Origin of the sequence: Ferrimonas senticii DSM 18821 (genome assembly GCF_000422665.1) — a bacterium.
GTDB classification, from domain to species: Bacteria; Pseudomonadota; Gammaproteobacteria; order Enterobacterales; family Shewanellaceae; genus Ferrimonas; species Ferrimonas senticii.
Map to the genome: position 1 here is coordinate 66931 of NZ_AUGM01000012.1, position 26280 is coordinate 93210.

The 26280-nt window shown below is 55.7% G+C and carries 28 protein-coding genes and 1 riboswitch; of the genes, 16 read left to right on the top strand and 12 right to left on the bottom strand.

Going from position 1 to position 26280, the window contains the following annotated elements; translation table 11 throughout:
* Positions 1-88 precede the first annotated feature (88 nt).
* Entirely contained in the window at positions 89-2359 is a 2271-nt protein-coding gene (locus G506_RS0108905) for a class I adenylate cyclase (protein WP_028116560.1), read from the top strand.
* 380 nt (positions 2360-2739) lie between these two features.
* Here G506_RS0108905 and G506_RS0108915 read toward each other — a convergent pair whose 3' ends face one another.
* From G506_RS0108915 to lptM, 6 genes are read right to left on the bottom strand one after another with little or no spacing between them, the layout of a single operon-like run.
* Positions 2740-3087, bottom strand: coding sequence for a DUF2956 family protein (locus G506_RS0108915; protein ID WP_028116561.1), 348 nt, complete (start codon positions 3085-3087; stop codon positions 2740-2742).
* Positions 3084-3980 (bottom strand): tyrosine recombinase XerC, encoded by an 897-nt coding sequence (gene xerC / locus G506_RS0108920; protein ID WP_028116562.1) that lies wholly within the window; start codon positions 3978-3980, stop codon positions 3084-3086. The genes G506_RS0108915 and xerC overlap by 4 nt, the downstream gene beginning before the upstream one ends.
* Entirely contained in the window at positions 3981-4625 is a 645-nt protein-coding gene (locus G506_RS0108925; protein ID WP_028116563.1) for a DUF484 family protein, read from the bottom strand.
* Positions 4622-5449 carry a diaminopimelate epimerase gene (dapF, locus tag G506_RS0108930; RefSeq protein ID WP_028116564.1) on the bottom strand — a complete coding sequence of 276 codons (828 nt, stop codon included), beginning with the start codon at positions 5447-5449 and terminating at the stop codon, positions 4622-4624. Before dapF ends, G506_RS0108925 begins: the two co-directional genes overlap by 4 nt.
* Positions 5450-5483: 34 nt before the next feature.
* Positions 5484-6740 (bottom strand): diaminopimelate decarboxylase, encoded by a 1257-nt coding sequence (gene lysA, locus G506_RS0108935; RefSeq protein WP_028116565.1) that lies wholly within the window; start codon positions 6738-6740, stop codon positions 5484-5486.
* Positions 6741-6779: 39 nt separating this feature from the next.
* Positions 6780-6905, bottom strand: coding sequence for an LPS translocon maturation chaperone LptM (gene lptM / locus G506_RS20700; RefSeq protein WP_084631275.1), 126 nt, complete (start codon positions 6903-6905; stop codon positions 6780-6782).
* Between the two features lie 179 nt (positions 6906-7084).
* Between lptM and cyaY the strand changes: the two genes are divergently transcribed.
* Entirely contained in the window at positions 7085-7405 is a 321-nt protein-coding gene (gene cyaY, locus G506_RS0108945) for an iron donor protein CyaY (protein WP_156904854.1), read from the top strand.
* Positions 7406-7999: 594 nt separating this feature from the next.
* On the opposite strand, the gene G506_RS0108955 is transcribed toward cyaY, so the two are convergent.
* Positions 8000-8986, bottom strand: coding sequence for a TIGR00341 family protein (locus G506_RS0108955; protein ID WP_028116568.1), 987 nt, complete (start codon positions 8984-8986; stop codon positions 8000-8002).
* A gap of 75 nt (positions 8987-9061) precedes the next feature.
* On the opposite strand from G506_RS0108955, the gene G506_RS0108960 reads away from it, so the two are divergent.
* The 3 genes from G506_RS0108960 to G506_RS0108970 all read left to right on the top strand — a co-directional run bounded on the left by G506_RS0108960 (position 9062) and on the right by G506_RS0108970 (position 12822).
* Entirely contained in the window at positions 9062-9766 is a 705-nt protein-coding gene (locus G506_RS0108960) for an HAD-IA family hydrolase (protein WP_028116569.1), read from the top strand.
* A gap of 36 nt (positions 9767-9802) precedes the next feature.
* Positions 9803-11977, top strand: coding sequence for a DNA helicase II (uvrD, locus tag G506_RS0108965; RefSeq protein ID WP_028116570.1), 2175 nt, complete (start codon positions 9803-9805; stop codon positions 11975-11977).
* 200 nt (positions 11978-12177) lie between these two features.
* Positions 12178-12822 carry an HNH endonuclease gene (locus G506_RS0108970; RefSeq protein ID WP_205619493.1) on the top strand — a complete coding sequence of 215 codons (645 nt, stop codon included), beginning with the start codon at positions 12178-12180 and terminating at the stop codon, positions 12820-12822.
* Between the two features lie 43 nt (positions 12823-12865).
* On the opposite strand, the gene G506_RS0108975 is transcribed toward G506_RS0108970, so the two are convergent.
* Together G506_RS0108975 and G506_RS0108980 are read right to left on the bottom strand one after the other, a co-directional pair.
* Entirely contained in the window at positions 12866-13444 is a 579-nt protein-coding gene (locus tag G506_RS0108975) for a porin family protein (protein WP_028116572.1), read from the bottom strand.
* Between the two features lie 244 nt (positions 13445-13688).
* On the bottom strand, positions 13689-15323 hold the full coding sequence (locus tag G506_RS0108980; RefSeq protein WP_028116573.1) for an electron transfer flavoprotein-ubiquinone oxidoreductase: 1635 nt from the start codon (positions 15321-15323) through the stop codon (positions 13689-13691).
* A 237-nt stretch (positions 15324-15560) separates the two neighbouring features.
* A riboswitch (molybdenum cofactor riboswitch) is annotated at positions 15561-15698 on the top strand.
* Here G506_RS0108980 and moaA point away from each other — a divergent pair.
* From moaA to G506_RS0109040, 11 genes are all read left to right on the top strand, one after another.
* Positions 15689-16669, top strand: a complete 981-nt coding sequence (gene moaA, locus G506_RS0108990) for a GTP 3',8-cyclase MoaA (RefSeq protein ID WP_028116574.1) — start codon at positions 15689-15691, stop codon at positions 16667-16669. It overlaps the preceding riboswitch by 10 nt.
* A gap of 18 nt (positions 16670-16687) precedes the next feature.
* Positions 16688-17212: a molybdenum cofactor biosynthesis protein B gene (moaB, locus tag G506_RS0108995; protein WP_028116575.1), complete on the top strand. Its 525-nt coding sequence runs from the start codon at positions 16688-16690 to the stop codon at positions 17210-17212.
* On the top strand, positions 17209-17682 hold the full coding sequence (gene moaC, locus G506_RS0109000) for a cyclic pyranopterin monophosphate synthase MoaC (RefSeq protein ID WP_028116576.1): 474 nt from the start codon (positions 17209-17211) through the stop codon (positions 17680-17682). The genes moaB and moaC overlap by 4 nt, the downstream gene beginning before the upstream one ends.
* A gap of 3 nt (positions 17683-17685) precedes the next feature.
* Positions 17686-17934, top strand: coding sequence for a molybdopterin synthase sulfur carrier subunit (gene moaD, locus G506_RS0109005; RefSeq protein WP_028116577.1), 249 nt, complete (start codon positions 17686-17688; stop codon positions 17932-17934).
* 16 nt (positions 17935-17950) lie between these two features.
* Positions 17951-18397, top strand: a complete 447-nt coding sequence (gene moaE / locus G506_RS0109010; RefSeq protein WP_028116578.1) for a molybdopterin synthase catalytic subunit MoaE — start codon at positions 17951-17953, stop codon at positions 18395-18397.
* 174 nt (positions 18398-18571) lie between these two features.
* Positions 18572-19921 (top strand): DUF5666 domain-containing protein, encoded by a 1350-nt coding sequence (locus G506_RS0109015; RefSeq protein WP_028116579.1) that lies wholly within the window; start codon positions 18572-18574, stop codon positions 19919-19921.
* 98 nt (positions 19922-20019) lie between these two features.
* Entirely contained in the window at positions 20020-20493 is a 474-nt protein-coding gene (locus G506_RS0109020; protein ID WP_028116580.1) for a DUF5666 domain-containing protein, read from the top strand.
* Positions 20494-20562: 69 nt separating this feature from the next.
* Positions 20563-21087, top strand: a complete 525-nt coding sequence (locus G506_RS0109025) for a PepSY domain-containing protein (protein ID WP_028116581.1) — start codon at positions 20563-20565, stop codon at positions 21085-21087.
* A gap of 20 nt (positions 21088-21107) precedes the next feature.
* Entirely contained in the window at positions 21108-21788 is a 681-nt protein-coding gene (locus G506_RS0109030; protein ID WP_028116582.1) for a response regulator transcription factor, read from the top strand.
* Entirely contained in the window at positions 21779-23113 is a 1335-nt protein-coding gene (locus G506_RS0109035; protein ID WP_035387194.1) for a sensor histidine kinase, read from the top strand. The genes G506_RS0109030 and G506_RS0109035 overlap by 10 nt, the downstream gene beginning before the upstream one ends.
* Before the next feature lie 37 nt (positions 23114-23150).
* Positions 23151-23843 (top strand): TIGR01621 family pseudouridine synthase, encoded by a 693-nt coding sequence (locus tag G506_RS0109040; RefSeq protein ID WP_028116584.1) that lies wholly within the window; start codon positions 23151-23153, stop codon positions 23841-23843.
* A gap of 5 nt (positions 23844-23848) precedes the next feature.
* On the opposite strand, the gene G506_RS0109045 is transcribed toward G506_RS0109040, so the two are convergent.
* The 3 genes from G506_RS0109045 to moeA form a co-directional block, all read right to left on the bottom strand.
* On the bottom strand, positions 23849-24100 hold the full coding sequence (locus G506_RS0109045; RefSeq protein WP_028116585.1) for a GlsB/YeaQ/YmgE family stress response membrane protein: 252 nt from the start codon (positions 24098-24100) through the stop codon (positions 23849-23851).
* A gap of 97 nt (positions 24101-24197) precedes the next feature.
* A complete protein-coding gene (gene moeB / locus G506_RS0109050) occupies positions 24198-24947 on the bottom strand; it encodes a molybdopterin-synthase adenylyltransferase MoeB (protein WP_028116586.1) in 750 nt (249 codons plus the stop codon).
* Positions 24947-26158, bottom strand: coding sequence for a molybdopterin molybdotransferase MoeA (moeA, locus tag G506_RS0109055; RefSeq protein ID WP_051202020.1), 1212 nt, complete (start codon positions 26156-26158; stop codon positions 24947-24949). Before moeA ends, moeB begins: the two co-directional genes overlap by 1 nt.
* Positions 26159-26280 lie beyond the last annotated feature (122 nt).

A 26280-nucleotide genomic window follows, 5' to 3' on the forward strand; every position in this document is an offset into this window, starting at 1 on the left:
TGCTGAATAATCGAGGTCGATCACGTTTTTAACGAACCACAACAAAATGTTAGCCTGATCACAGTTCCGCCGTCGTTAAGGCCACCCTTTGAGCAATTTGCCGGATCGGCTCGCCCTTGCCGAGCAACTCAATCAGCACCGTTTGCAGCAAGCACAGCGGCGGCTGACGTCGCTGCAAGCAACGCTGTGGCAACAACTGCCGTGGCTGCTGCACAGCAATCGACCAGCACAGCTTGGATTTGTTAACGGCGCTCCCTATCGATTTAGCACAGCGCCAACCCTGACGGCCCCCGACCAATTTACCGACAGCGACGATAGCTGCGAGCCACAACTGCTGGGGTTATACACCATGGGCAGCACCGGCAGTGTCGGCCAAGGGCCCGATAGTGACATCGATTGTTGGCTGATCTATCCGCCGAGCCTAACCGAAACCGCGCTGCAAAAACTGGAGCAAAAATGCCAACTGATCAGCGATCACTATCTGCAACTTGGCCTCGAACTGCACTTCTTTTTGCTGCCCCCAAATTGGTTGGAGTGCGGCCAGCGCGGCCAGCTTAGCCACGATCACAGCGGCCACGCCCAACAGTGGTTGTTACTGGAAGAGGTCTATCGCAGCCACATCCGCTTGGCTGGCAAGCCGCTGGCGTGGTGGCCACACGCACCGCAAGACGATCCGCGCCTACTCAGCCTTGGTGAACTGCGCCATCTGCCGGCGGCCGAGGTGATCAGCACCGCCTTATGGCAACTGTTTAAAGGGGTCGATAGGCCGCACAAGGCGCTGCTGAAGATCTTATTGTTGGAGAGCTACATCGCCAGCTACCCCGACCGTCAGATTATCCGCGATGAGCTGTGGACCGGCCTGCGCGCTGGCAAACCTTTGGCGCAGTTAGATCACTACCAACTGATCTACCAGCGTATCGAACGCTACCTTAACCGTATTCAAGATCGGCGCCGGCTGACTTTGGCTCAGCGCTGCTTCTATCTAAAAATCGCGGTGCCGATGAGCCGACCGCTGAGCCAGCAGGATGACCGTTATCGCTATCTGCGTGGATTAATTGGCAGTTGGCGTTACACCCGCCAGCTGCTACAGCACCTGGATAACGCCCAACAGTGGCATGCGGGTCAACTGCAGTGGTTCAACGATCGTCTTGACCAAGCGCTGCTAACCAGCTTTCAACGAATGGCGCAGCACGCGCAACGGATGCAGTTGCCAAAACAGCTGCCGCTGGGTGAGCTAACCGTGATCAGCCGCCGCTTAGCGGCCACCTTCGATCATCGCGATGGCAAAGTGGCCAAACTGAATCGGCTTTGGAGCCAACAGCTGACTGAAGCCAAACTGACTCTGGTTGCCAGCAACCAGCCGGAGCAGCGCCAGCAATGGTATCTGTATCGGCATGCCCCCCAGGACAAACAGCTGTTGGGGCAAAGCCCGCTGTATCACAGTCAAGACCGGCTGCAGTGTCTGGCATGGGCCGCCAGCAACGGCCTGATCGACAGCCACAGCCAAATTTACTGCCATCAACAGCAGCACAGTCGTTTAAGCCAGCGCCTAACCGATATTGGCCGTCGTCTAGCGCTTTGGTGCAGCGAGCCCAAACGCCCCCGCTTTGATGCCTTAAGCCAACCATGGCACTACCAGCGCGCTTTGGTGGTGATCAACTTGGACGACGATCCCAGCCGGCAGTTGCCGCTGCAACAGCGCTGGCCCAACGCCAACCCCTTGGCACTGGGGAAACCGGCTACATCGCTGCTGGGGCAACTGCATCTGTTAACCATCAGCAGTTGGGGGGAACTGCACTGCCGCCGCTATGACGGTCTCGAGGCGCCACTGCAATTGCTCAAACAGCTTGGTGGCGGCAGCGACAACCGCTTGCAACTGCAGGTACTCGGCTACGCCAAACGCTTTAATCAGGCCCTGTGCGCCAGCATCCAAGCGCTATTAAGCCAGCCGAAAACCGCGCTGCCATGGTCATTGCAATTGGCCAACCAACGGTTTGCAGTACAGTGGCAGCACCGACAGCTGCACTGGTGTACCGCAGAGCAGTCGTTGCCCGCACTTAGCAATCAACAACCGCAAGCCTGCCTTAGCGCCCACGCTCGTTTGGGGCTGCAACAAGTGTTTATTCAGCCTTACGGAGCGCAGGTAACGGTGCATCAATCGGATCACCACAATCGCCTGCACAGCCATACCATCGACGCCAATACCCTGCCGCTGGCACTGGATATGCTCAGCCTGCAGCGCGTCTGCCAACTCAGTGGCGTGGCCGCCGAAAACCGCCACGGCTTTGAACTGCCGCAGTTCTATCGGCTTCTTGAGGGTGATGATGGCAAGTTTCGGGTGGAGGATTGGCAAGGATAAGTGGTTAGTTGGCAGTCATTAGAGAGCCACAGCAATCAACACGCATGGCTCTGCTTTTGCTCTTCACTAACAACTACTTACTGTTAACTATTAACTGGCTTTGACAAAAAACGGCACCGCGATGGGTGCCGTTATTGCTTAAAGGGCTCGAATTACGCCGCTTTGTCCTTTGGTGCTGCTTTCGCTTGTTGGTTGCGCTCGAGATCTTTAAGCATCTGCTTAACGCGTTTGTTGCTCATTTGCTTAGCCATACTGATTCTCCCTGTATTGGCGGAAATATGCCCTGTCACTATAACGCAGTGGGCAAAAAAAGCTCAATAACAGGGTGTTATCTTGGTGGTAAATCCACCAATGGCAACACAAACTACGTCAGCTCAGAGTCAGTGAAACAGATAACCGGCGACGGCAAAGCCTAACCACGACAGCGCCAGCAACAACCACGGCAACCGCGCTGGGTTGGTCGTTGTCGCCGCCGCTGCAACCGGCTCGGTTGTTGCCGCGGCTTTGCTGCGCAGTTGTTGTTTCTTGGCTTTATCGGCAGCGCGAGCTTTGGCCTTTTGCTGCTTCTTGTACTGCTCGATGCCGTGCTGAATGTCTTTGGCGATCAGCTTGGTTTGCTCTTTGGTCTGCCCAGCCACTTGAGTGGCGCGCGCGATTTTCATCGCTTCGGCCACCACCTGCTCCGAAGGCTTGTTGGTGGCAGCTTTGGCGGTTTGAGATTGGCTCATTCGGGTTTCTTTTTAGCTCTGGGGTGGGCGTTATCGTACACCGCCGCCAGATGTTGAAAATCAAGATGGGTATAGATCTGGGTGGTCGACAGATCCGCGTGGCCTAGCAACTCTTGCACCGCCCGCAGATCGCCGCTGGACTCCAGCAGATGAGTGGCAAAGCTGTGACGCAATTTGTGCGGATGCACTCGTGCCTCGACCCCTTGGCTTTGACCCCAGCGTTGCAATCGGTCTTGGACATTGCGATGGCTGATGCGCTGGCCGCGATTGGAGACAAACAGCGCTGACTGCTGACCATCACGGCACAGTTGCGGCCGCAATTGCAGATAGCGCTGTAGCCATTCACTGGCATGGCGGCCAATTGGCAGCAACCGGGTTTTTCCGCCTTTACCGGTCACTCGCAGCTGCTTATCCGCCAGATCAACCCGGTCGAGATCGAGCCCAACCAGTTCATCCAAGCGCAGACCGCTGGAGTAAAACAGCTCCATCATCGCCCGATCACGCACCGCCAGCGGATCGCTGCTGTTGATCTCCAGCAACTGATTAAGCTGATCGGTATCGAAATTCTTCGGCAGCGGCCGCCCTTGTTGGGGGGCGCGCACGCCGTGGGTCGGATCGTGACTTAGCAGCTCTTGCCGCTGCAGATAACGCACCAACTGGCGCAGCGCCGACAAGGTTAACGCCAACGACCGCGGTGACTGCCCTTGGCGGTGGAGTTTCGCCAGCGCCTGCTGACAGTGCTCTGGCTGCAAGTGCGCCCAGTCACTGACGCCCAACTGCTGCAATAGCGGCACTAGTCGTTCCAGTTCGCGTTGATAGTTGCGCAGGGTGTGCGCCGCCAGATTGCGTTGATCCCGCAAAAAGCCGATAAATGGGGCGATCTGCCGGTCCATCTAGCCCTGCCGTAGCCGACGAGTCAGCATCTGCTGCAGATTATCCAGCAGCATGGTGCCCATATCTGGGGCGAAATGGCTGGGATCGTGCGAAGCGATCGCCAATACCCCAAGCCATTGATTCGGTTCACCAAGACCGATCAGTGCCACCGAACCGGTTTCAATCTGCACCAGCAAGCGCGCTTCCGCCGCTGGCAAACGTCCTAAGTAGTAACCCCGATGATCAAGCCGTTTTTTCAGCAGCGGTGCCAGTTCCGCGATGGCGAACTGACCATCAGCATTGCGTCGAAACAGAGTCACGCTAACAAAGCGAAACTGCTGTTTGAGTTGCTGTTCTAGGGTGTTAGTCAGTTGCTGAAGATCGTCGATCTCGAGCAAATCGAAGAGTAATTTGCTGTAAAACTGATGGATCTGTTCATTGCGAGTGGCGGTGCTCAGCAATGCCGCTTGCTCAGTTTCCAATTGCTTCAGACGTTCGCGCAGCAACTGCTGCTGCCGTTCTACCAGCGAGATGGCGCCGCGCTCGGGGTGATTCACCCGTAAGTGCGGCAGCAGTTCCGGGTAGAGATCGAAGAAGTTGGGGTTATCCAGCAGGTATTGCGCCACCGTCAGCGGCTCCAGCTCGGTGGCGGAGGCGTCACTCATAGCTGGATTTGGCCATCATAAACGTGGGTCGCAGGGCCAATCATCTGCACCGATTGACCGGGACCACGCCAGCGGATGTTTAAGGTGCCACCGGGCAGATCTACGCGTACGCGTTCACCCAGCAAACCTTGATGCTGACCGATCACCGCCGCCGCGCAGGCACCGGTGCCGCAGGCGCGGGTTTCACCGACGCCGCGTTCAAACACCCGCAGTTTAATGTGCTCTGGGCTTAACACCTGCATAAAGCCGACATTCACCCCTTTAGCGAAGCGTTCGTGGCGTTCCAGCAGTGGCCCTAAGGTGTCCACCGGCGCGCTGTCGATGTCATCCACCTGCAGCACACAATGGGGGTTCCCCATCGATACCGCCCCCGCCAGCACCGCCTGTTTATCGGCTTGCAGCAGGTAGGTTTTCTCAATCTTGTTGGCGCGAAACGGCAACGAGGCCGGCTCGAAATTGGGCACGCCCATGTTGACGCTGACTTTGTCGTTGTCTTCAAGCTTTAAGGTCAATGGCCCAGCTTGGGTGGAAACGCGGATCAGATCTCGCTGGATCAGCCCACGTTGCCGCACAAAACGAGCAAAACAGCGGGCGCCATTGCCGCACTGTTCCACTTCGCTGCCATCGGCATTGAAGATCCGATAGTGAAAATCGAGCTCAGGATCATACGGGGGTTCAACCAGCAGCAGTTGGTCAAAGCCAACGCCGGTGTGGCGATCCGCCAGACGTCGGATCAACCCCGGCGACAGATAGAGGTGTTGGGTCACCCCATCAATCACCATGAAGTCGTTGCCGAGCCCATGCATCTTGGAAAACTTAATCAAAATGACCGCCTTAGGAACACAATTGGCATTTATCTTACGGCAGAATCGCTTCGCCGTGCCACAGTTGCGCTCGGCTCTCACGCTGGCGCACGACGAAACTGTTGGCGCCATCAACCATCACTTCCGCCACTCGGGGCCGACTGTTGTAATTGGAGGCCATCGCAAAGCCATAGGCGCCGCTGGAGCGCACTGCCAATAGATCGCCCATCTGCAGCGCCAACTGGCGGTCTTTCCCAAGGAAGTCGCCGGTTTCGCAGACCGGACCGACGATGTCGTAGCTGCGGGTCGGCTGATCACGGGGCGCCACGGCAATGATCGCCTGCCAAGCGCTGTACAGCGCTGGCCGCAACAGATCGTTCATCGCCGCATCAACGATGGCAAAGTCGCGCTCCTCGCCCTGCTTCAGGTATTCCACCTTGGTCAGCAGCACCCCGGCGTTGGCCATGATCGCTCGGCCCGGCTCCATCACCAGTTTCAGGTTACGGCCCTGCAGCCGCTGTTTTAACGCTTTGGCGTAATCGCTTGGCAGTGGCGGCTGTTCATCTTGGTAGTTGACCCCAAGGCCGCCGCCGACATCCAGATGCTCAAGCACCATGCCGTGGTCGGCCAGACGGTCAATCAACAGCAGCAGCCGATCCAGCGCATCAAGGAACGGCGCGAGGCTGGTGAGCTGACTGCCGATGTGGCAATCGACGCCGATCACCTTCAGGTTTGGCAGCGCTTGCGCCTGCAGATAGACCGCTTCGGCACGCTCCATGGCGATGCCAAATTTGTTCTGTTTCAGGCCGGTGGAGATATAGGGGTGAGTTTGGGCATCAACGTCCGGATTGACCCGCAACGAGATTGGCGCGATTAACCCCAACTCGCTGGCAATGGCGCTGATCCGCGCCAGCTCAGGCTCGGATTCAACGTTAAAGCAGTGAATGCCCAACTGCAGCGCCTCGGCGATCTCCTCATGGGTTTTGCCGACCCCAGAGAACACCACCTTAGCCGGATCGCCACCCGCCTCGATTACCCGCGCCAACTCGCCGCCGGAAACAATGTCGAAGCCGCTACCAAGTCGCGCCAGCAGATTCAGCACCGCCAAATTGCTGTTGGCCTTAACCGCATAGCAGATCAGGTGCGGTTGCCCCGCCAGTGCCTCAGTAAAGGCACGGTAGTGGCGCTCAATGGTGGCGCGAGAATAGACGTAACACGGGGTGCCGTGCTCGGCGGCGATCTGCGCCAGCGGCACTTGCTCGGCGTGCAACTGTTGCTGCTGACCAAGGTTTACATATTGAAAGTGATCCAACGTATCTCCCTATATCGTCTGATCGCGACGATGGCTGGTTTATTCGGCGGCGGGCTCGGCGGCAGGCTGATTAACTTGTGGTTCCGCAGGCAGATACAGCGGGCCGGTTTGACCACAGGCTGACAGGGTAAGCACGGTGGCGATCAAAAGCAGAAAACGGCGCATGGTGAGCCTCAAAAAAACGATAATTTGGCTATGTTAGCAACGATTGTGGCGCGGGCGTAGACGCACGACTCGCAGCTTTGGTTTTCTGTTGATAACGACCACTTGCAGGAGGTTGTCGATGGCAAGCCACAATTGGGTATACTCGAACCAATTTGATCCCTGTTTTAAGTGAGTCCCCTATGTCGATGGATACCCGTCACTACCACGATCTGGCCGATGCCGTACTGGAGCAGATCACCGAGCGCATTGATGATGCCGAGCTAGAGCTGGATTACGAGCAAGCCGGTAACGTCGTCGATATCGAGTGCATTGATGGCAGCCACATCGTCATCAATAAGCAAGAAGCGCTGCACCAGATCTGGGTAGCCACCAAGCAAAACGGCCACCACTTCGCTTACGTTGATGGCCAGTGGATCGACGACCGCAGTGGCGTTGAGCTGTTCGCGCTGCTAAACCAAGCGGTGCAACTGCAAGGCGGCGAGACTATCGACTTCGCCTAATTCGCGGTATGGATGTGCAATGGGCGGCTGCGGCTGCCCATTGTTGTTTTTGCGGTTGTGGTTTCGTTGCCACCGCAATAAGTAGCCGCCAACGTGTTCGCGGAATTATTGGTTGGGCTGTCAGCGTCAGTTATCGGCAACAGTTTCCCGATAACGGTTGCCGCCAATGAGCTTCGGCTCTGCTCCTACCAACGACTGCGAACTAATCACTGATAGCTCTCTTACCTTTGCCTCCGGCGGCCACGGGGCTTCGCCCCATTGGATTCCCCTGCGCCTCCAAGGTTGACGAAAGCCCCTCGTTCTCATCGCACTTCGCGACAGCACCAGCCCGAGGCGGCATCCCTGCCTTCGCGGGCCTCTCGGGCATCCTGCCCTCGGCTTGCCGCTGCGTTTGCGGTTTCACTCGGCGTCAACAAGTCGGCTTAGAGCACTCTGAATCGCCGTTATCGTGAAATCATCAGTGTGTGGTTCTGAACTGTTGGGATTTCCGCGAACCTGTTCGCGGCTACGATTGAACGAGTGAGGGTTGCGCCAACGGGCTTTGGCTCTGCTCTTACTAACGACTGCGAACTAATCACTGATAACTCTATCAACCTACACCCCGCGAACAATGATTAACCCCACCAACAGCAGCAACGTCAGTAACCAGCCTAACACCACCCGTCGCATCGCCCGCTTGGCCAACTCTTTTTCAACCCAAGTGCGCGGATCGATGCCTTTGTAGATAAACACCACTTTACTGGCGAGGTTGACGCAGACGATGTTGATCGCCAGCAGCAACGCCGCGCCTGCGGCCAGCTCTAAACGGCCACTGCCGAGCATAATGCCGATGCAGCTGGCCGGTGGCAGCAGCGCCACGGCCACCATCACCCCCACCAAGGTGCTGGATAAGCCAGTGGTGATCGACAACGCCGCGGCGGCGCCGGAGGCCAACGCTAACGCAATGGAATCAAGTGAGGCATCGGTGCGAGCCAACAATTCCGGGCTATCCAATGGTCCCGGCCACAGCAACCCAAATAACATCGACAAGCCGATGGCGAGCGTGACCCCAACGGTCAGGGTTTTAACCGCCTGCTTTACCAGTGCTTTGTCGCCCAAGGCGGTACCGAGGCTTAGCGCCAAGTTCGGCCCCAACAGTGGCGCAATCACCATCGCCCCAATCACCACCGCGACGTTATCTTGAATAAGCCCAATCGCCGCCACCACGGTCGACAGCAACACCAACAGCAGATAATCACGACTGAGATCGGCATTACCGGCCACCTCCTCGTAGATCGATTCCCGCGCCGCCGCTTGTTTGTCTTTCTTGTTTGGCTTGCCGCCGCCATTGGCCTGCTCATCTTTCGGTAAGCTGGCTTCCACCGGCAACACGATGATCCGCGCCAGCGGTTGCGCGCCTAGGACGTTTTGCAAATCATCCAGCGCTTGCTGCAGCGCGTCATCCCGCAGCAGTAACCGATATTGGCAGTTGTTGTTATCGGCCACCTCACCATGCCAACAGTGCAGCGCTTTGCACTTATTAGCGATGGCGTCGATGGTGCCGCAGCTGCTGGCCGAAGCAATAATCTCAACGTATTTCATCTACGCTCCCTGTAGTCACTATGGCATCCTTGCGGCATCGTCAGCCCGTTTCGCTGCCTACCCTGTGGAGATCCTATGCCGCTTAGCCACCTCAAGCCTTTTAAAGTGATCAGCTTCGATCTCGACGACACCCTATATGACAATAAACCGGTATTGGCGCGAGCGCAGCAACGGCTGCTGGATCATCTCGGTACGCTGGGTAATCAGCCGCAGTTAACCGACGGCCAATGGTGGCACCAGCAAAAACTGGCGCTGCTGGCCCAACAGCCGCAGCTAGAACACGACACCACCGCCTGTCGTTTGATCACCCTGCAGCGTGGCCTGCAGCAATTGGCGATTACCGATGCCGACAACCTAGCCGAACAAGCGATGAACCACTTTTTGCGCTGGCGCAGTGACATTCAAGTAAGTGCCGAGGTCATCGAACTACTGCAACAACTAGCGGCCCGTTATCCGCTGGCGGTGATCACCAACGGCAATGCCGATGTCAGCCAGTTTCTGCCACAGGTGCCGTTTCAAGCAGTATTAGCCGCCGGCCAAGATGGTTTGATGAAGCCCGATCCCGATCTGTTCGCGCAGTGTTGCCAGCGACTCAATATCGCCGCCAATGAACTGCTGCACATTGGCGATCACCCGCTTGCCGACGTCGCTGGCGCCATCGAGTTTGGCGCCCAAGCGCTGTGGTTATCGCCGCAATACAATGGCGTCTATCGCCAAGCGGGCGCGATTAAGCCAAGCGCTGAGATCTCCTCATTGGCGCAGCTTCGCCAGTTGTTATAATCCCTTCTCATTTCTTTGTACGAGACAGATTTGCCGATGTCAGACACCGCAATGTCACCGCTGGTGGCCTCTTTAAACGACAAACAGCGTGCCGCGGTGGAAGCCGCCCCAGGGGCGGTACTGGTATTGGCGGGCGCCGGCTCCGGTAAAACCCGAGTGCTGACCCACCGCATCGGCTGGCTGCTGGAAGAACAGGGTGAAAGCCCTTACTCGATCTTGGCGGTAACTTTTACCAACAAGGCCGCCAAAGAGATGCGCGAGCGGATTGAGAAACTGGCCAATGCGCCGATGGGGCGGATGTGGATCGGCACCTTCCACGGTCTGGCACACCGACTGCTGCGAGCCCACCACAACGAAGCCAAGCTGCCGGAAGGGTTTCAAATTCTTGATGCCGATGACCAACAGCGACTGCTGAAACGGATCATCCGCACCCTCAATCTGGATGAGAAAAAGTGGCCGCCACGGCAAGCGATGGGCTACATCAACGCCAAGAAAGATGAAGGGCTGCGGCCACAACACATCGACGCCAGCTACCATCCGGTCGAGCGCACGTGGCTGCAGATCTACCAAGCCTATCAAGAGGCCTGTGATCGCGCAGGCTTAGTGGATTTCGCCGAACTGCTGCTGCGTGCCCACGAACTGTGGCTGAATCATCCCCCGCTGCTGCGTCACTATCAAAACCGTTTCCGCCACATTTTGGTGGACGAGTTCCAAGACACCAACACCATCCAGTACGCCTGGATTCGGATGCTCGCCGGCGACCAAGCCAACGTGATGATTGTTGGTGATGATGACCAGTCGATCTACGGTTGGCGCGGTGCCAAGGTGGAAAACCTGAGCCAGTTCTTAAAAGATTTCCCCGGCGCTGAAACCATCCGTTTGGAGCAGAACTACCGCTCCACCGGCACCATTTTGAAAGCGGCCAACGCCTTGGTGGCGCACAACAGTGACCGGATGGGCAAAGAGCTGTGGACCGATGACGCCGATGGCGACAGCATCAGCATCTACAGCGCCTTTAACGAGCTGGAAGAGGCGCGCTACATTGTTGGTCAGATCAAGCGCTACCACGAAGAGGGCGGCAATCTGGCCGACTGCGCCATCCTCTATCGTTCCAACGCCCAATCACGGGTGATGGAAGAGGCGCTGCTGCATCGCAACGTGCCCTACCGGATCTACGGCGGCCTGCGCTTCTTCGAACGCCAGGAGATCAAAGACGCGCTGGGCTACCTGCGCCTTATCGCCAACCGCGATGACGACGCCGCCTTTGAGCGGATCATCAACACCCCAGCCCGTGGCATCGGCACCCGCACCATCGACATCATCCGCAGTACCGCCCGCAGCGAAGGGATCACCCTGTGGCACGCCTGTCGCCGGCTGCTGGCAGACAGCGGTTTAGCCGGCCGCGCCGCCACCGCAGTCCGCAACTTTATGGAGTTGATCGCCAGCCTTGAGGCGGAAACTGAAGAAGCCAGCCTGAAAAACCGCACCGACCATGTGATTCAGCACTCCGGTCTGCTGGCGATGTACCAAGCAGAAAAAGGCGAAAAGTCGGAAGCGCGAGTCGACAACTTAAAAGAGCTGGTAACCGCCGCCGGTTCTTTTATCAAACCAGACGACGCCGATGAGATGGACGATCTCAACGCCTTTTTGGCCAACGCCGCGCTGGAAGCCGGTGAGCGTCAAGCCGGTGAATCGGAAGACGCGGTGCAGATGATGACCCTACACACCGCCAAAGGTCTGGAGTTCCCGCAGGTGTTTATCTGTGGTGTCGAAGAGGGTTTGTTCCCATCGCAGATGGCGCTGGATGAAGGCAACCGCTTAGAGGAAGAACGCCGCCTTTGTTATGTCGGCATGACCCGAGCGATGAAGAAGCTGACCCTGACCCACGCCGAATCGCGCCGGATTTACGGCCGCGAAACGCTGGCACGGATCAGCCGCTTTGTGCAGGAGATCCCGCAGCAATATCTGGATGAAGTGCGGTTGACCACTCAGGTGGCGACCCCACGCCAGCACAACCGCTTTAACCAGTCGCAGCAGCGTTTTAACGAAACCGGCTTTAACCTCGGCCAGCGAGTTCATCACCCTAAATTTGGCGACGGGGTGATTCTCAACTTTGAAGGCAGCGGCCCGCAATCACGGGTGCAAGTGGCGTTTGATGGCCAAGGAGTGAAATGGCTGGTAGTCGCCTATGCGCGACTGGAGCCGAGATAAACGCTATAGCGAGCTATCAGTTGGCAGTGTTTAGTTTTTAGCTAAGGCAAAAGCGGAGCTCGATTTGAGCTCCGCTTTTTTATTGAACATAAACATAGTGTTAGTAGATTATTGAGCATCAAAGTGAAGCAGATGGACGTAACAAAGTGCGAGGCAGAATAATTTCATATTTCGATATGTGCCTAAGAGAGGGAAGTAGCTTGCAACGTGGGATGAACTTCCGCCTCAAGAACCGCCACTCAGTCATTTTAATGTCTCGGCAACCTAATGCCCCCTATCAGGACCAAATTTCCGACGATGGCTCGGTATTAATCTATGAAGGCCATGACACTCCCAACGCCGCCAATGTTCGCAACCCTAAGGCATTGGACCAACCAGAGTATTTGCCTTCAGGTAATTTGACCGAAAACGGCAAATTTCATCGTGCCGCACAGCAACATAAGATGGGCTCGAAACACCCAGACATCGTGCAAGTTTACGAAAAAATCAAAAAAGGCATTTGGTCAGATAATGGCTACTTCCATCTGATCGACTCATGGCAAGAGTCTGATGGCGTCAGAAAGGTGTTCAAATTTAAGTTGGTCGCGGTCAGCAACGTCAGTAGCGACGATCTTTTTGAAGATGCTCAAGAGACTGAGTCCAAGCGCAGCCGCATTATTCCAAGCGACATCAAATTCGAGGTTTTCAAGCGAGACAGAGGGCGATGCGTTGAATGCGGTGCCACTGATGAATTGCATTTCGACCACATCATTCCCTATTCGAAAGGCGGAACTTCACTCAAGGTGGAGAACGTCCAATTACTTTGCGCCCGTCACAACCTATCAAAGAGCGACAAAATTCAGTAACCAAAGGCAAAAGCGGAGCCCGATTTGAGCTCCGCTTTTTTGATTAGAAAGTGTAGCTAAGACCTATCGAAGTACTGTTCAACTCCGCTTCATCACGCTCAAGCATCGACATAAACTCCAACCCAATGGCAATGTTCTCGGTAATGGAGTAGCTAATACCCACGCCATAACTGAGCCCTGTCTCATTATCGAGCGAGGGCTCATTGGGGATATCGTATTGGACCCGCGTTACCCCGAACATCACATATGGTGTAAAACCGTTATCCATTTTGACCTGCGGCTTCAAATACGCCCCGATGTAATAATTAAGCTCAATCGCCTCAGACTTCTTAGATTCGACATCAATATAGGTATCGTCATCCCCTACGCCCGCACGAAACTCAGCAGCCAAAAAATCAGTCAGCTCAAAGCCACCAAAAACAGAGAACGACTGAAAATCAACAGAGTGGGGTTCTGTTACTACAATTTTTTTAGGGGGATTGTTAGTGTCCTCCGGGTCATCCACTAAATACGGTTCAGCAAATTCACCTTCATGTACATGGCCGCGCAGACCAAAATAGAAATTGTCTGCAGCAACAGTCAAACATGGCAACAAAGCCAGTGCAGCTAAGACTTTTTTCATTGTTCTTCCTTAAACTTCAATCATCATCCCAAGCAGCAGATTAATCTAATAAATCGATACTAATCATGATCTTAAACAAGACCAAAACAAAAAGCGGAGCTCAGTTAAGCTCCGCTTTTTCATCTGTATCTAAAACACTTTGAGGAGGCGCAATAGTTCACAATCAAGGAATGAAGCCGACGGTGTGGTGCGCCACATCGAGGCTGAAATGACGCCGAGTGTGGACTAGTGAGCCACTCAAAGATCACATGTTGGGGTAATTGGGGCCATTCCCGCCCTCAGGCACCACCCAAGTAATGTTCTGACTGGGATCCTTAATGTCACAGGTCTTACAGTGAACGCAGTTGGCAAAGTTGATCTGCAGCTTGGGCTCGCCTTCGGCCTTCACCACTTCATACACCCCCGCCGGACAATAGCGTTGCGCCGGTTCATCGAATTCGGCCAGATTCACCACAATCGGGATTTGGTTATCGGCCAAGCGCAGATGGCAGGGCTGATCTTCCTCATGATAGGTATTGGAGATAAACACCGACGAGAGGCGATCGAAGCTGATTTTGCCGTCTGGCTTCGGGTAACTGATCGGGCTGGCGTCGGCGGCTTTGGCAAGGCTGGCGTGATCGCAGCCGCCATCGGTTAGGGTCAGCGGCAGTTTGCCGTTAAACCAGTTCTGCTCGATGTAGTTAAAGGCGCCGCCGCCCATCGCGCCAAACTTGTGCAGCGCCGGGCCAAAGTTGCGGCTGCGGTACAGCTCATCGTACAACCACGACTGTTTGAAGTGGGCAGTAAACTGGCTCAGATCCAAACCGCCAGCGGCGTTGTCTTTAAGGGATTCCGCCACCACTTCCGCCGCTAACATGCCGGATTTCATCGCCGTGTGGCTGCCTTTGATCTTGGCAAAGTTAAGGGTGCCAGCATCACAACCGATCAGCAGACCACCGGGGAAATGCATAGTCGGCAAACTATTAAAGCCGCCCTTGGCGATGGCGCGGGCGCCATAGGCGATGCGTTCGCCGCCCTCAAGGTATTGGCTAATTTGCGGATGCTGCTTAAAGCGCTGGAACTCCTCGTAGGGACTGAGGTGCGGATTGCTGTAGTTAAGATCAGTGATCAACCCCACCAACAGTTGGCCGTCGTCACCGTGATAGAGGAAACCACCGCCGCTGGCACCATGGTCTGCCAGCGGATAGCCGGCGGTGTGGATAACCAAACCCGGCTGATGCTTGCCCTCCGGCGCTTGCCACACCTCTTTAATGCCCAGGCCGTAGTGTTGCGGCGACTTGCCCTGATCGAGGCCAAACTGACTGATCAATTGCTTGCCCAAATGACCACGACAACCCTCAGCAAACAAGGTGTAACCGGCGCGCAACTCCATCCCCGGCATGTGGCCATCTTTCGGTTCGCCATCGGCACCCACGCCCATGTCGCCGGTGATCACCCCTTTGACAATGCCCTGCTCGATGATCAGTTCGCTGGCGGCAAAGCCGGGGTAGATCTCAATTCCGAAGCCCTCGGCCTGTTCAGCTAGCCAGCGACACAGATTGCCCAAGCTGATGATGTAATTGCCATGATTGTGCATGGTTTTCGGCACCAAGGCGTTATTAAACTTGGTCTGGCCGCTGGCTTTCAGTAGGTAGATCTCATCCTCACTGACCGCGGTGTGTAGCGGTGCCCCTAGCGCTTGCCAATTCGGTAGCAACTCATCCAAGGCGCGGGTTTCAAACACCGCCCCAGAGAGAATATGGGCACCGACTTCCGAGCCCTTCTCGACCACACAGACATTTAAATCAGCATTGAGCTGCTTTAACCGAATCGCACTGGCAAGCCCCGCAGGGCCGGCACCCACCACCAGCACGTCAAATTCCATTGACTCACGTTCCATAACAACCTCTTGGCTTGGCCGCTTCTAATACCAATGTCGTTTATACGGCGGCATCGGCATTTGCGACTCTGGATATTCCTTCGCCAGCTAGCTTACTCGATTGGTGACTGCGATCACAGAGATTGGCCAGCAACATCAGCACAATGCCAAACTCGGCGAAAACCCAATCGCCATCGGCGCCTAGTCGCAATCGAAAAGATTGCTTAAGACGCTGGCTATACTTAGCTTTAAATAAGTTAACAAACTGTAAGCCGAGCCTAATTGACCTAACCCACCGTTGTGGCATGGCGACTAGGCCGTGATCGTGCGATCACCGGGCCGAGTACGAAAGTCCTCGACCTCCCGACCATTTGGAAAGGTGACAGATGCAACAACTCCAAGATCGGTTTGGCCGTCGTTTTCACTACCTACGACTGTCAATCACCGACGCCTGTAATTTTAAGTGCGAATACTGCCTGCCGAACGGTTATCAACCACAAGGCAAACCTCGCCACTTAGCCGCCGACGAACTCGGCCGGGTGATGGCCGCGTTCAGTGAATGCGGCACCCGCAAGATCCGTATCACCGGCGGCGAGCCAACCCTGCGCAAAGACTTTGAACAGATTGTCGAGCTGGCCGCCAATACCCGCCACATCGATACCGTCGCCACCACCACCAACGGCTATCGGTTAGCGGAGTGCGCCGCCGATTGGCAGCGCGCCGGTCTGCAGCAGATCAACGTTTCGGTCGACAGTCTTGACCCTCAAGCGTTTGCTCGGATCACCGGCGACAGCCGCTTTGACTTGGTCCTGAAAGGGATCGACCGCGCGCTGGAACTGGATTACCGCAAGGTGAAGATGAACGCGGTGCTGCTGAAAGAGCACAACGGTAAGCAACTGCCGCAGTTCCTTAACTATATTCGCGATCGCCAAGTCGATATCCGCTTTATCGAGCTGATGGAAACCGGCCTGCACCACGATTATTTCAAACAACACCACCTGCCTGGACAGCAGATCCAACAACAACTGCTGCAACAAGGTTGGCAGTTGGACGCTCGTGACCGAGACGCCGGACCGGCGCTGAACTACAGTCATCCCGATTATGCCGGTCGCATCGGCCTAATCATGCCGTACGCAAAGGATTTTTGTGCGTCCTGTAACCGATTACGAGTCTCGTCTACTGGTAAACTGCATCTGTGCCTATTCACCGAAGCGGGCATTGAACTGCGGGATCTGCTTGGCAGTGATCAGCAACAACCGGAACTGATCGCGCGTCTGCACAGCGCCCTGCATGGCAAGCATGAAACCCACTACCTGCACGACGGTGATTCCGGGGCAACGCCACATCTGGCCTCCATTGGCGGCTGATAATAATGAGAACAGAAGATGCAACACCTCTGTGCCAAAGCCTTTGTACCGCTGAATGTGGCGGTGCTGACGATGTCAGATACCCGCGACTGGGACAGCGATAAATCCGGCCAATTCTTGGTCGACAGCCTACAGGAGGCTGGCCACAACGTGGTTGAGCGGCAGATCATCAAAGACGACAAGTACCAGATCCGCGCGGTCATTTCCGAGTGGATCGCCTCTGACCACGTGCAGGTGATCATCACCACCGGTGGCACCGGCTTTACCGAACGTGATTCCACCCCAGAATCGGTGCAAGTGCTGTTTGATAAAGAGATCGAAGGCTTTGGTGAACTGTTCCGCCAGATCACCTTTGCAGAACTCGGCACCAGCACCATTCAGTCCCGTGCCATTGGGGGTTTCGCCAATAAAGTAGCGATATTTTGTTTACCCGGCTCAACCGGTGCCTGTCGCACCGGTTGGAGCAAAATTTTGAAACAGCAGCTGGATGCGAGCCATCGCCCCTGCAACTTTGTGCCTCACCTAAAAGTGATTACTCAATGAGCGAATTTACCCACATCAACGACAGCGGCGAAGCCCACATGGTGGACGTAACCGCCAAGTCGGTTACCGAGCGCGAAGCCCGTGCCGAAGCGATCATCAAGATGGCACCGGAAACCTTAGCGATGATCATCAACGGTGAGCATCACAAAGGCGACGTCTTCGCTACCGCCCGCATTGCCGGGATCATGGCAGCCAAGAAAACCTCCGATCTGATCCCGCTGTGTCACCCATTGATGCTGACCAAAGTCACCGTCGATCTGTACCCAGAGCCAGAGCACAACCAAGTGCGAATTCAAAGTCTATGCAAACTGTCCGGTCAAACTGGGGTCGAAATGGAAGCGTTAACCGCCGCCACCACCGCCGCCCTGACCATCTACGACATGTGCAAAGCGGTACAAAAAGACATGTTGATTGAAGGCGTTCGTTTGTTAGAGAAAAAGGGTGGCAAATCTGGCCACTTCAAGGTGTAAGCGATGATTAAAGTGCTGTTCTTTGCCCAGATCCGCGAAGTGACTGGATGCGACAAATTGGAAATTGAAGCCAGCGAAGGCCTGACCGCAGATGGCTTGCGTCAGCAACTGCTCGAGCGTGGCGACAAGTGGCAGTTAGCGCTGGGCAGTGCCAACGTACTGGTGGCAGTAAACCAAACCCTGTCCGGTTGGGATACCGCGCTGACCAGCGGCGATGAAGTGGCGTTCTTCCCACCGGTGACCGGCGGCTAAGCCAGGAGCATTGATCATGAATCGAGTGCAAACCGAAGATTTCAGCGTTGCCGAGGAGTACGCCAAACTGGCGGACAACCCAAGCTGCGGCGCAGTGGTCACCTTCGTTGGTAAAGTCCGTGACTTTGGCGACAGCAAAGACGTTTCAGCAATGACCTTGGAACACTACCCAGGCATGACCGAAGCGGTACTGACCCAAATCGAAGCGGAAGCCCGCAACCGTTGGCCACTGGATGAAGTCACCATCATCCACCGCGTTGGAGACCTAAAGCTGACCGATCAAATCGTATTTATCGGCGTTTCCAGCGCCCACCGCAAAGCGGCCTTTGCCGCCTGCGAATACCTGATCGACTTCTTAAAGACCCGCGCGCCGTTCTGGAAAAAAGAAACCAGCAACCAAGGCACCGTCTGGGTTGACGCCAAAGACGCCGACCAGCAAGCGGCGGAGCAGTGGGCGCGCTAACTCAAGCACCACTGACACTCATCCCCAAAGGGCGCTACGGCGCCCTTTTTGCTATCTAAACCACCGCCAGCGCCAACATGAACAAAGTTTAATGTTGCCGCCACCTTGGCGCCATCCACCGCCCCGTACACTGCGCTCCGTAATCAACCAAACCCGATTCAGAGAGCAGTACCAATGAAACCAGTTATCCTGCCAGCCTTGCTGGTGACCTTGTTAAGCGCCTGCGGTGGCGGCGGTGGTTCCAGCAGCAACGACAACGGCGGCACCGTGCCACCGGCAACCAAACTGCCTACCGCAGTTAATGGCACCGTTGAACAGCTGAGTGTTAAAAACAACAGCATCAAAGTAAACGGCGTAACCCTGCCACTGAGCGACAGCACCAAGGTGGTCATTAACGACCAGGCTGGCGATGCTCAAGCTCTTAGCGTTGGCATGATGGTGGACGTACGCACCAACGGTAGCCAAGTCACCGACATCATCTACAACGCGGAACTGCGTGGCATGATTGAAACCGGCTCTATCGTTGGCCGCGAGTTCAAAGTTGCCGGTATCACCGTCGTTAACAACACCAACCCACAAGTGGCCGTGCAAGATGGTGACTATGTTGAGGTAAGTGGCATCTACAACGGTCAGCGTCTACTGGCTCGCTTTATCGAACAAGAAGATGAGTTTGACGCCGACAACGCCGAGTTAGAAGGCACCGTGACCAACTTGGACACCACTCAGCAACAGTTCACTCTTGGCAGCCTAACCGTGAAATACGGCCGCGCCACTGAAACCGAAGGCAAACTGGCCAATGGCGCTTGGGTTGAAGTTGAAGGTACTTTGAGTGGCAACGAACTGATCGCCAGCGAATACGACGTTGACGGTTTTGAGTTCGACGGCAACGACCAGGATGAGCTGGATTTCGAAGGCGCCATCGTTGAAGTCAACAGCAACAACACCGTTGTTCGCGTTAGCCCTAACTGGACTGTCAACATCGATAGCCGTACTCAGTTCGACGGTGGCAACGCCAACGATCTGCAACAAGGTAAGCTGATTGAAGTGGAAGGCTATTGGAGCCAAGGCGCCGTTGTCGCCACCGAGATCGAGTTTGAACACAACAACGATCAAGGTCCACAACCGGTTAGCAACGAATTCACCATCGAAGGCTTAGCCCAATTGGAGAACAACAATACCTTCACCATCAACGGGATTGAGGTTACTCCAGCCGCTTACGCCGAATACGAAGACGTTACTTTGGCAACTCTGGACGGCAAGTGGATTGAAGTGGAAGGTCGCCAACTGAACGACCAACTGCTGGCTTCCAGCATCGAGATGGATCGACAGCACCCAACAACTCCAGAGCTGGAAAATGGGTTCTACGAAATCTCCTTAGAGGGACCAGTGGATGCCAACGGCCTGTGGGGCTATAAGGCAACCGACAACTCTCTGAAGGCGTTACAAGGCCAATGGGTAGAAGTTGAGTGCCGCATCAACGACAGCTTCACCACCATCAGTCACTGCGTCCTAGATCGCGACTAATTAAACACTAATTTAAACAACAATAAATCCAAGCCAGTTACCGCCACATTCAAGCGGTAACTGGCCCCTTAAAATCGATAACAATAGCGACCAACATTATGAAAAAAATCATCGCCATCGCCGCCCTAGCGGCCAGCATCCAAGTTCAAGCCGCACCGGCACCAGCAGCGGTTTCTCCAGAATTTGAACTGGAAGGCATCGCCACCGTCAGTGCCGACGGCCAACGCTTTAGCATCAACGGCATTGAATTCAGCCCGGTAGCCCACACTCGTTACAAGCATGTGGCATTGGCTAACCTGAACGGCCAATGGATCGAAGTGGAAGGCCAGCAGTTCGGCCAACAGCTGCAAGCCCATAAAATTGAATTGGACCGTGACCACCCAACTACTCCAGAACGCGAATGGGGCAACTACCAAGTGCAACTGCAAGGCCAGGTGACCGCCGACGGTCGTCTGTGGGGTTACCAAGCCAACGACAACTCTTTGATGCCGTTAGCAAATCAGTGGGTTGAAGTAGAGTGCCAAATCAACCTCGACGATAATAACGTCAGCGACTGTCGCATCGACGACTAACAACTAAAATTCGAACTCTTAGCCATGCCAGCAACCTCTGCTGGCATTGCCATAAACTGAGCCAACACCATGAAAGCCTTGATTGCTCTGCCACTGCTCCTGTGCAGTGTTGCCACTTTTGCAGCCCCAAGCAGCCTCTATCAGAAGCTGCAGCAGGCTAATCCCAGCCCGCTGCAGATCATTGCCTTGGTCGAACAGCAATACCGCCAACATGGTCAGATCATTGAGTTTGAAGTAGAGCAAGAACGCGGCCAAATCGTCTACGAAGTGACCTTAGCCAATGACGACCGCCAGATCACCGAAATGGAACTCAGCGCCAGTGGTGAACTGTTGTCGCTGGAACAAGAGGCCGCCGAAAGCGATGACCAAGCCAGCTACGACGCGATCGAAGCATTTAGCCAGCGCTATCAGTCATTAAGCCAACTGTTAAAAGCCACTATCGGCGATACCAACGAACAGCTTTATGAAGCGCAATTGGATGCCAATCGCGGTATTCACTTCCTCGAGATTGAGCTGCTTGGCGCCAACGGTAAGCGTAAACTGGCACTGAATCTGGATACCGGCAAACAACTGCCCATCTTGCAGTGGGACTAAGCTACCCACGGAGTAACACCATGAAATTGCTGATCGTTGAAGACGACGCCACCAATCGCCAATACCTGTGCAAAGGCTTTCGCGAACAAGGCTACGTGGTTGATAGCGCCGAGGATGGCCAACAAGGACTGCTGCTGGCCAGCGGCGAATCTTACCGCGCCATTATTCTCGACCGGATGCTGCCGAAGCTCGATGGGCTGGCGCTGCTGGCGGCACTGCGGGCGATGGGCAACCAAACTCCGGTGCTGATCCTCTCTGCCCTCGGCGATGTTGATGAGCGCATTCGCGGTCTGCAAGCCGGCGGTGACGACTACCTCAGCAAACCGTTCGCCTTCGCCGAGCTGCTGATCCGAGTGGAACGCTTAGTCCAGCGCCCCAGTGCCGAGACCGTTAGCACCGAACTGAGCCTTGCCAACCTGCGCCTCGATAAACTGGCGCACCGCCTTAGCATCGACGGCAAAGCGATCACCATGCAACCGAAAGAGCTGCAACTGATGCGCTTTTTGCTGGAACACCAAGGTCAGCTGGTCACCCGTACCCTGCTGTTTGAATCGGTGTGGGACTACCACTTCGATCCCGGCAGTAACGTCATTGATGTCCACGTCGCGCGGCTGCGCAAAAAACTGCAAGAGCATGGCGCTCAGGTCGCGATTGAAACCGTTCGTGGCGCTGGCTATCGCTTGGTGGCCCAATGCCCTTAAACCAACCACTGGCGCCACGGCAAAGCTCGCTGTGGCGCTTAACCCTAGGCTTGTTCGCGTTAAGTGGCGGCACCTTAGTGCTGGCGCTGGCGTTGCTGTACCACCTGCTGCTGGGCGCCGAGCAGAAAAACCTTGATGAACAGCTTGAGGTGCAAGCGCAGTTGCTGCACGAACAAGCCGAAATCTTGGACGAGAACCAATTTAGTCATTTGCTGCAGACCAAACTGAAGCAGAGCTTATTGCTGTTTTCATGGCAGGGTCCGAACGGCATGATTGGTCCGTTTAACTTCCTGCCAAACGATCTGCCAACCCTGCCCCAGACCAGCGAACTGAGTGTGCTGGCCGCTGCGCCGCGAGAGATCCTCACCTTCCAAAGCGGGATGGTCAGTACCAGCCACGGTCCAGTGATGGTGGCGATCTCCACCGCGCCACTGCAACGGCTGCAGCAACAACTGCTGCAAACCGGCCTGAGCGCCCTGGCGGTCACCTTGCTGCTGGCGCTGCTGCTGGGCTACCTGTTGGCCAGACGACAATTACGCCGACTGCAGCGCTTTAATCGCTTAGCGCAACAGGTTGAGCAAGGCCGTTACGACGCCCGTCTGCCCGTGCGTGGCGGCGGCGATGAACTGGATCAGTTAGCCCACTATTTCAACGTCGTGCTCGACAACCTCACCGCCAGCCTCGCCACTGTGCAGGGGATCAGCGACAACATCGCCCACGACCTACGTACGCCACTCACCCGCATGCGCTTAGGGCTCGAACAACGCTTAAGCCAAGACCCAACCCTTGGCATCGAATTAGAGCAACTCGATGGCATCCTCGCCACCTTCGAAGCGATGCTGGCGCTGACCAAACTTGAACAGGGGCAACGGCAATTGAGTTTTGAACCGGTCGAGTTAAGCCACTTAATTGCCGATGCAATGGAGATGCTCGAACCCAGCGCCGAAGACAATCAGCAACAATTACAGTTAGCGGGCGAGGTCACTTTGGTGGTCAACGGCGACCGTTATCTGCTGTTCCAAGCGCTATTCAATCTGATCGATAACGCCATCAAATACGCCGGCAGCGGCGCGACCATTGTCGTCGGCGCCGATGAGCGCGGTTTATACGTTGCCGACAACGGCATTGGTGTCGCCGATCACGAGCTAGAACAGTTAAGCCAGCGACTGTATCGCAGCGACAGCAGTCGTCACTTGCCAGGTTTTGGTTTGGGGTTAGCAATGGTGCGAGCAATTTGTCAGGCCCACGATGGCCAATTTATTGCCGAGCATAACCACCCAGGCTTGAAGATCACCTTGGCACTGCCACCGGCACCATCGCTATAATCCGCGCCCACCCGTTATTGCCAATTGAGAATCCGCCATGACCGCCAGCTTTACCCTAATCGCCGACACTGCCGACTTTGTGGTGATCGACAAAGCCGCAGGGGTGCACTTTCACAGTCAGGATGGCAGTGCTGGAGTGGTGGCTCAGGTGGAAGCGGCACTGGCTCGCAAACTCTATCCGGTACATCGGCTGGATACGCCAACCTCCGGCCTGCTGCTGCTGGCCAACAGTAGCGCTGCGGCCGCGAAACTGAGTCAGCTATTTGCCGAACACAAAGTAGAAAAGCGCTATCTGGCGCTCAGCGGCCATAAGCCAAGTAAAAAGCAAGGGACGGTGGAAGGGGCGATGGCCAAAGCCCGTCGCAGCCAATGGAAGCTGACCCGTGATAAAGACAACGGCCACAACAACTACGCCATCACCCAATTTGTTAGCGCCGCACTGCAACCAGGGATCCGCGCCTTTTTGCTGCGACCACTGTCTGGCCGCACCCATCAAATTCGGGTGGCACTGAAATCAGTGGCAGCACCAATCTTGGGCGACAGTCTCTACGGTGGGGCCAGCGCCGATCGCACCTACCTGCACGCCTACCAACTGACGTTTGAACTGGACGGTCAACAACACCAGTTCACTTGCCCACCAATCCTCGGTGAGCACTATCAAAGCAGCGAGCTAACTGCCCAGTTGGCGCAGTGGCAAGCCGAACCACCAGTGTGGCCCAAGCGACGCTGAAACCGCTACTTAATCAGTTTGTTGTAGATCAGCAGCACCACCAAAGCGCCAACAGTAGCGGTGATCAAGCTCGGTAAATTGATGCCATCAACCTGGCTGGCTAAGCCAAGCAAGGTCCCCAGATAACCACCGACAAAGGCACCTGCGATCCCCAGCACCATGGTCATCAGCCAACCACCGCCGTCTTTGCCGGGCATCAACCACTTAGCCAAAGCGCCGGCAATTAACCCCAAGATAATCCACGAAAAGAAACCCATAGTGTCACCCTCGAAATTTGCATCCATCTAAGGGTAGAAACAAAAACCGCCGAGCGATGGCTCAGCGGTTATAAAGTTGGCTAGTTTGGGGTTTGGCTTAGCCGCAGACGGGGCAACCGGGGCGCTTCGGCAGATTCATCTCGCGAAACTCCATGGTCATCGCGTCGATCATCAAAATTCGGCCAGAGAGGGTTTTGCCCATACCACTAAGCTGTTTTACCGCTTCGGTAGCCTGCAGACAGCCGACCATCCCGACCACCGGCGCCAAAATCCCAGATTCAACGCAGGACAGTTGCTGCTCGCCAAACAAGCTGGAGAAACAGTGGTAACACGGCTTGTCGTCACCGTAATCAAACACCGTCACTAAGCCTTCCATGCGAATGGCGGCGGCGCTGATCAGCGGCACCTTCGTGGCAAAGCAGAACCGGTTCAGTTGGTCGCGGGTCATCAGGTTATCGGTACAGTCGAGCACAATCTGATGCTGCTGCACTTGTTGCTCAAGCTCTGGCTCATCCAACAAGCGATCAATCACCTTGATAGTGACGTGCGGATTAAGCTGTTGTAGCTCAATCGCCGCCGACTGCGCCTTGTTCATCTTGATCCGCGCATCACGGTGCAGCACCTGCCGTTGCAGGTTCGACAACTCCACGTGATCAAAATCCACCAGGGTGATCTCACCAATGCCGGCGGTCACCAGATATTGGCTAGCAGCGCAGCCCAAACCACCAGCGCCGATGATCAGCGCTTTGGCCTGTTTCAGCGCTTCTTGGCCGTCGATATCAAAGGCACGAATAACGATCTGACGGTTGTAACGCAGCAGCTCTTGGTCGCTTAAGATCTCGGCCATTACCAGCCCCCCAGCACCGCGTTAAACGGCTCAACGGTAACGATTTCACCGGCTTGTGGATCGGTCTTATCCTGCGGCAGCACGATAAAACAGTTGGCGCGGCTCATCGAGGTGGTCATGTCGGAACTCTGGGCGCCGGTGGCGGCCACTTGCAAGCTGCCATCGGCAGCGCGAGACAGCACCCCACGCTGATATTCCTGACGGCCTGGGCCTTTTTTCAGCGAGGTGGTCAGCACCGCATTAAAGCCAAGATCCTCAGCGGCAGTTTCGCCGGCTAAGTGTTTCAGCATCGGCTGCACCAGTTTGTAACAGGTCACCATCGACGAGACTGGGTTGCCCGGCAAGCCGCAGAACCAGCTGTTAGGCAGACGACCAAAGGCAAACGGTTTGCCCGGCTTGATTGCCAGTTTCCAGAAGTTCACCTGACCCAGTTCATCCAGCACAATCTTGATGAAATCCGCTTCACCGACGGATACCCCGCCGGAGGTGATCACCACATCCGCCAGCTCATCCGCTTTAGCAAAGGCCGCGCGAACCTGCGGCAGATCATCGGCGATCACGCCAAGATCGATCACCTCAACCTGCATCTGGGTCAGCATCGCTTTTAAGGCATGGCGGTTGGAATCGTAGATCTCACCCGCTTGCAGTTCGGTGCCTGGGGCTTTCAGTTCATCACCGGTGGAGAACAGCGCCACTTTTAAGCGGCGGTAGACTGGCACTTCGGCCACGCCGACGGTCGCCAACACGCCCACTTCGGTTGGGCTTATCCGCTGACCTTGTTTGAGCACCACGGTACCGGCCGCCAGTTCCGAGCCGCGACCACGAACAAATTGGCCAACCCGTGCCGCTTCAGCAAAGGTCACTTGGTCGCCGTCGACTTCGGTCAACTCCTGCATCACGATGACGTCCAAACCCGCTGGCAGCAAAGCCCCAGTCATGATCCGCACGCACTGATTAGCGCCGATTTCGCCCTCAAACGGCACCCCGGCAAAAGCTTTACCGGCCACGGTTAACGTAGCGCCGGCGCTCACTTCACTGCTGCGGACGGCATAACCGTCCATCGCCGAATTGGCAAACGGCGGCAGATCGATGGCGGCAACCACATCATTGGCCAACACTCGACCAAAACAGTGCTCCAGCGGTACCAGTTCGGTATCGCTGATCACCTCAACTTGTGCGCGGATGCGCTCTAGGGCTTGGTGAGGCAACATCAGCCCCGGCTGGCTACAACAATCTTGTTTCACAGTGCGTTCCTATTCGATGGGTCGATGGCGGCGCTGCCACCACATCAATCCAGTCATTATGCCACCGGATCTGAAAAATTTTCCGACAC

Excerpts from the sequence above, each read along its gene's own strand:
- G506_RS0108915 (WP_028116561.1), bottom strand. The coding sequence starts at position 3,087 with ATGAGCCAATCTCAAACCGCCAAAGCTGCCACCAACAAGCCTTCGGAG.
- xerC (WP_028116562.1), bottom strand. The coding sequence starts at position 3,980 with ATGGACCGGCAGATCGCCCCATTTATCGGCTTTTTGCGGGATCAACGC.
- G506_RS0108925 (WP_028116563.1), bottom strand. The coding sequence starts at position 4,625 with ATGAGTGACGCCTCCGCCACCGAGCTGGAGCCGCTGACGGTGGCGCAA.
- lptM (WP_084631275.1), bottom strand. The coding sequence starts at position 6,905 with ATGCGCCGTTTTCTGCTTTTGATCGCCACCGTGCTTACCCTGTCAGCC.
- cyaY (WP_156904854.1), top strand. The coding sequence starts at position 7,085 with ATGTCGATGGATACCCGTCACTACCACGATCTGGCCGATGCCGTACTG.
- G506_RS0108955 (WP_028116568.1), bottom strand. The coding sequence starts at position 8,986 with ATGAAATACGTTGAGATTATTGCTTCGGCCAGCAGCTGCGGCACCATC.
- G506_RS0108960 (WP_028116569.1), top strand. The coding sequence starts at position 9,062 with ATGCCGCTTAGCCACCTCAAGCCTTTTAAAGTGATCAGCTTCGATCTC.
- uvrD (WP_028116570.1), top strand. The coding sequence starts at position 9,803 with ATGTCAGACACCGCAATGTCACCGCTGGTGGCCTCTTTAAACGACAAA.
- G506_RS0108975 (WP_028116572.1), bottom strand. The coding sequence starts at position 13,444 with ATGAAAAAAGTCTTAGCTGCACTGGCTTTGTTGCCATGTTTGACTGTT.
- G506_RS0108980 (WP_028116573.1), bottom strand. The coding sequence starts at position 15,323 with ATGGAACGTGAGTCAATGGAATTTGACGTGCTGGTGGTGGGTGCCGGC.
- moaA (WP_028116574.1), top strand. The coding sequence starts at position 15,689 with ATGCAACAACTCCAAGATCGGTTTGGCCGTCGTTTTCACTACCTACGA.
- moaB (WP_028116575.1), top strand. The coding sequence starts at position 16,688 with ATGCAACACCTCTGTGCCAAAGCCTTTGTACCGCTGAATGTGGCGGTG.
- moaC (WP_028116576.1), top strand. The coding sequence starts at position 17,209 with ATGAGCGAATTTACCCACATCAACGACAGCGGCGAAGCCCACATGGTG.
- moaD (WP_028116577.1), top strand. The coding sequence starts at position 17,686 with ATGATTAAAGTGCTGTTCTTTGCCCAGATCCGCGAAGTGACTGGATGC.
- moaE (WP_028116578.1), top strand. The coding sequence starts at position 17,951 with ATGAATCGAGTGCAAACCGAAGATTTCAGCGTTGCCGAGGAGTACGCC.
- G506_RS0109015 (WP_028116579.1), top strand. The coding sequence starts at position 18,572 with ATGAAACCAGTTATCCTGCCAGCCTTGCTGGTGACCTTGTTAAGCGCC.
- G506_RS0109020 (WP_028116580.1), top strand. The coding sequence starts at position 20,020 with ATGAAAAAAATCATCGCCATCGCCGCCCTAGCGGCCAGCATCCAAGTT.
- G506_RS0109025 (WP_028116581.1), top strand. The coding sequence starts at position 20,563 with ATGAAAGCCTTGATTGCTCTGCCACTGCTCCTGTGCAGTGTTGCCACT.
- G506_RS0109030 (WP_028116582.1), top strand. The coding sequence starts at position 21,108 with ATGAAATTGCTGATCGTTGAAGACGACGCCACCAATCGCCAATACCTG.
- G506_RS0109035 (WP_035387194.1), top strand. The coding sequence starts at position 21,779 with ATGCCCTTAAACCAACCACTGGCGCCACGGCAAAGCTCGCTGTGGCGC.
- G506_RS0109040 (WP_028116584.1), top strand. The coding sequence starts at position 23,151 with ATGACCGCCAGCTTTACCCTAATCGCCGACACTGCCGACTTTGTGGTG.
- G506_RS0109045 (WP_028116585.1), bottom strand. The coding sequence starts at position 24,100 with ATGGGTTTCTTTTCGTGGATTATCTTGGGGTTAATTGCCGGCGCTTTG.
- moeB (WP_028116586.1), bottom strand. The coding sequence starts at position 24,947 with ATGGCCGAGATCTTAAGCGACCAAGAGCTGCTGCGTTACAACCGTCAG.
- moeA (WP_051202020.1), bottom strand. The coding sequence starts at position 26,158 with ATGTTGCCTCACCAAGCCCTAGAGCGCATCCGCGCACAAGTTGAGGTG.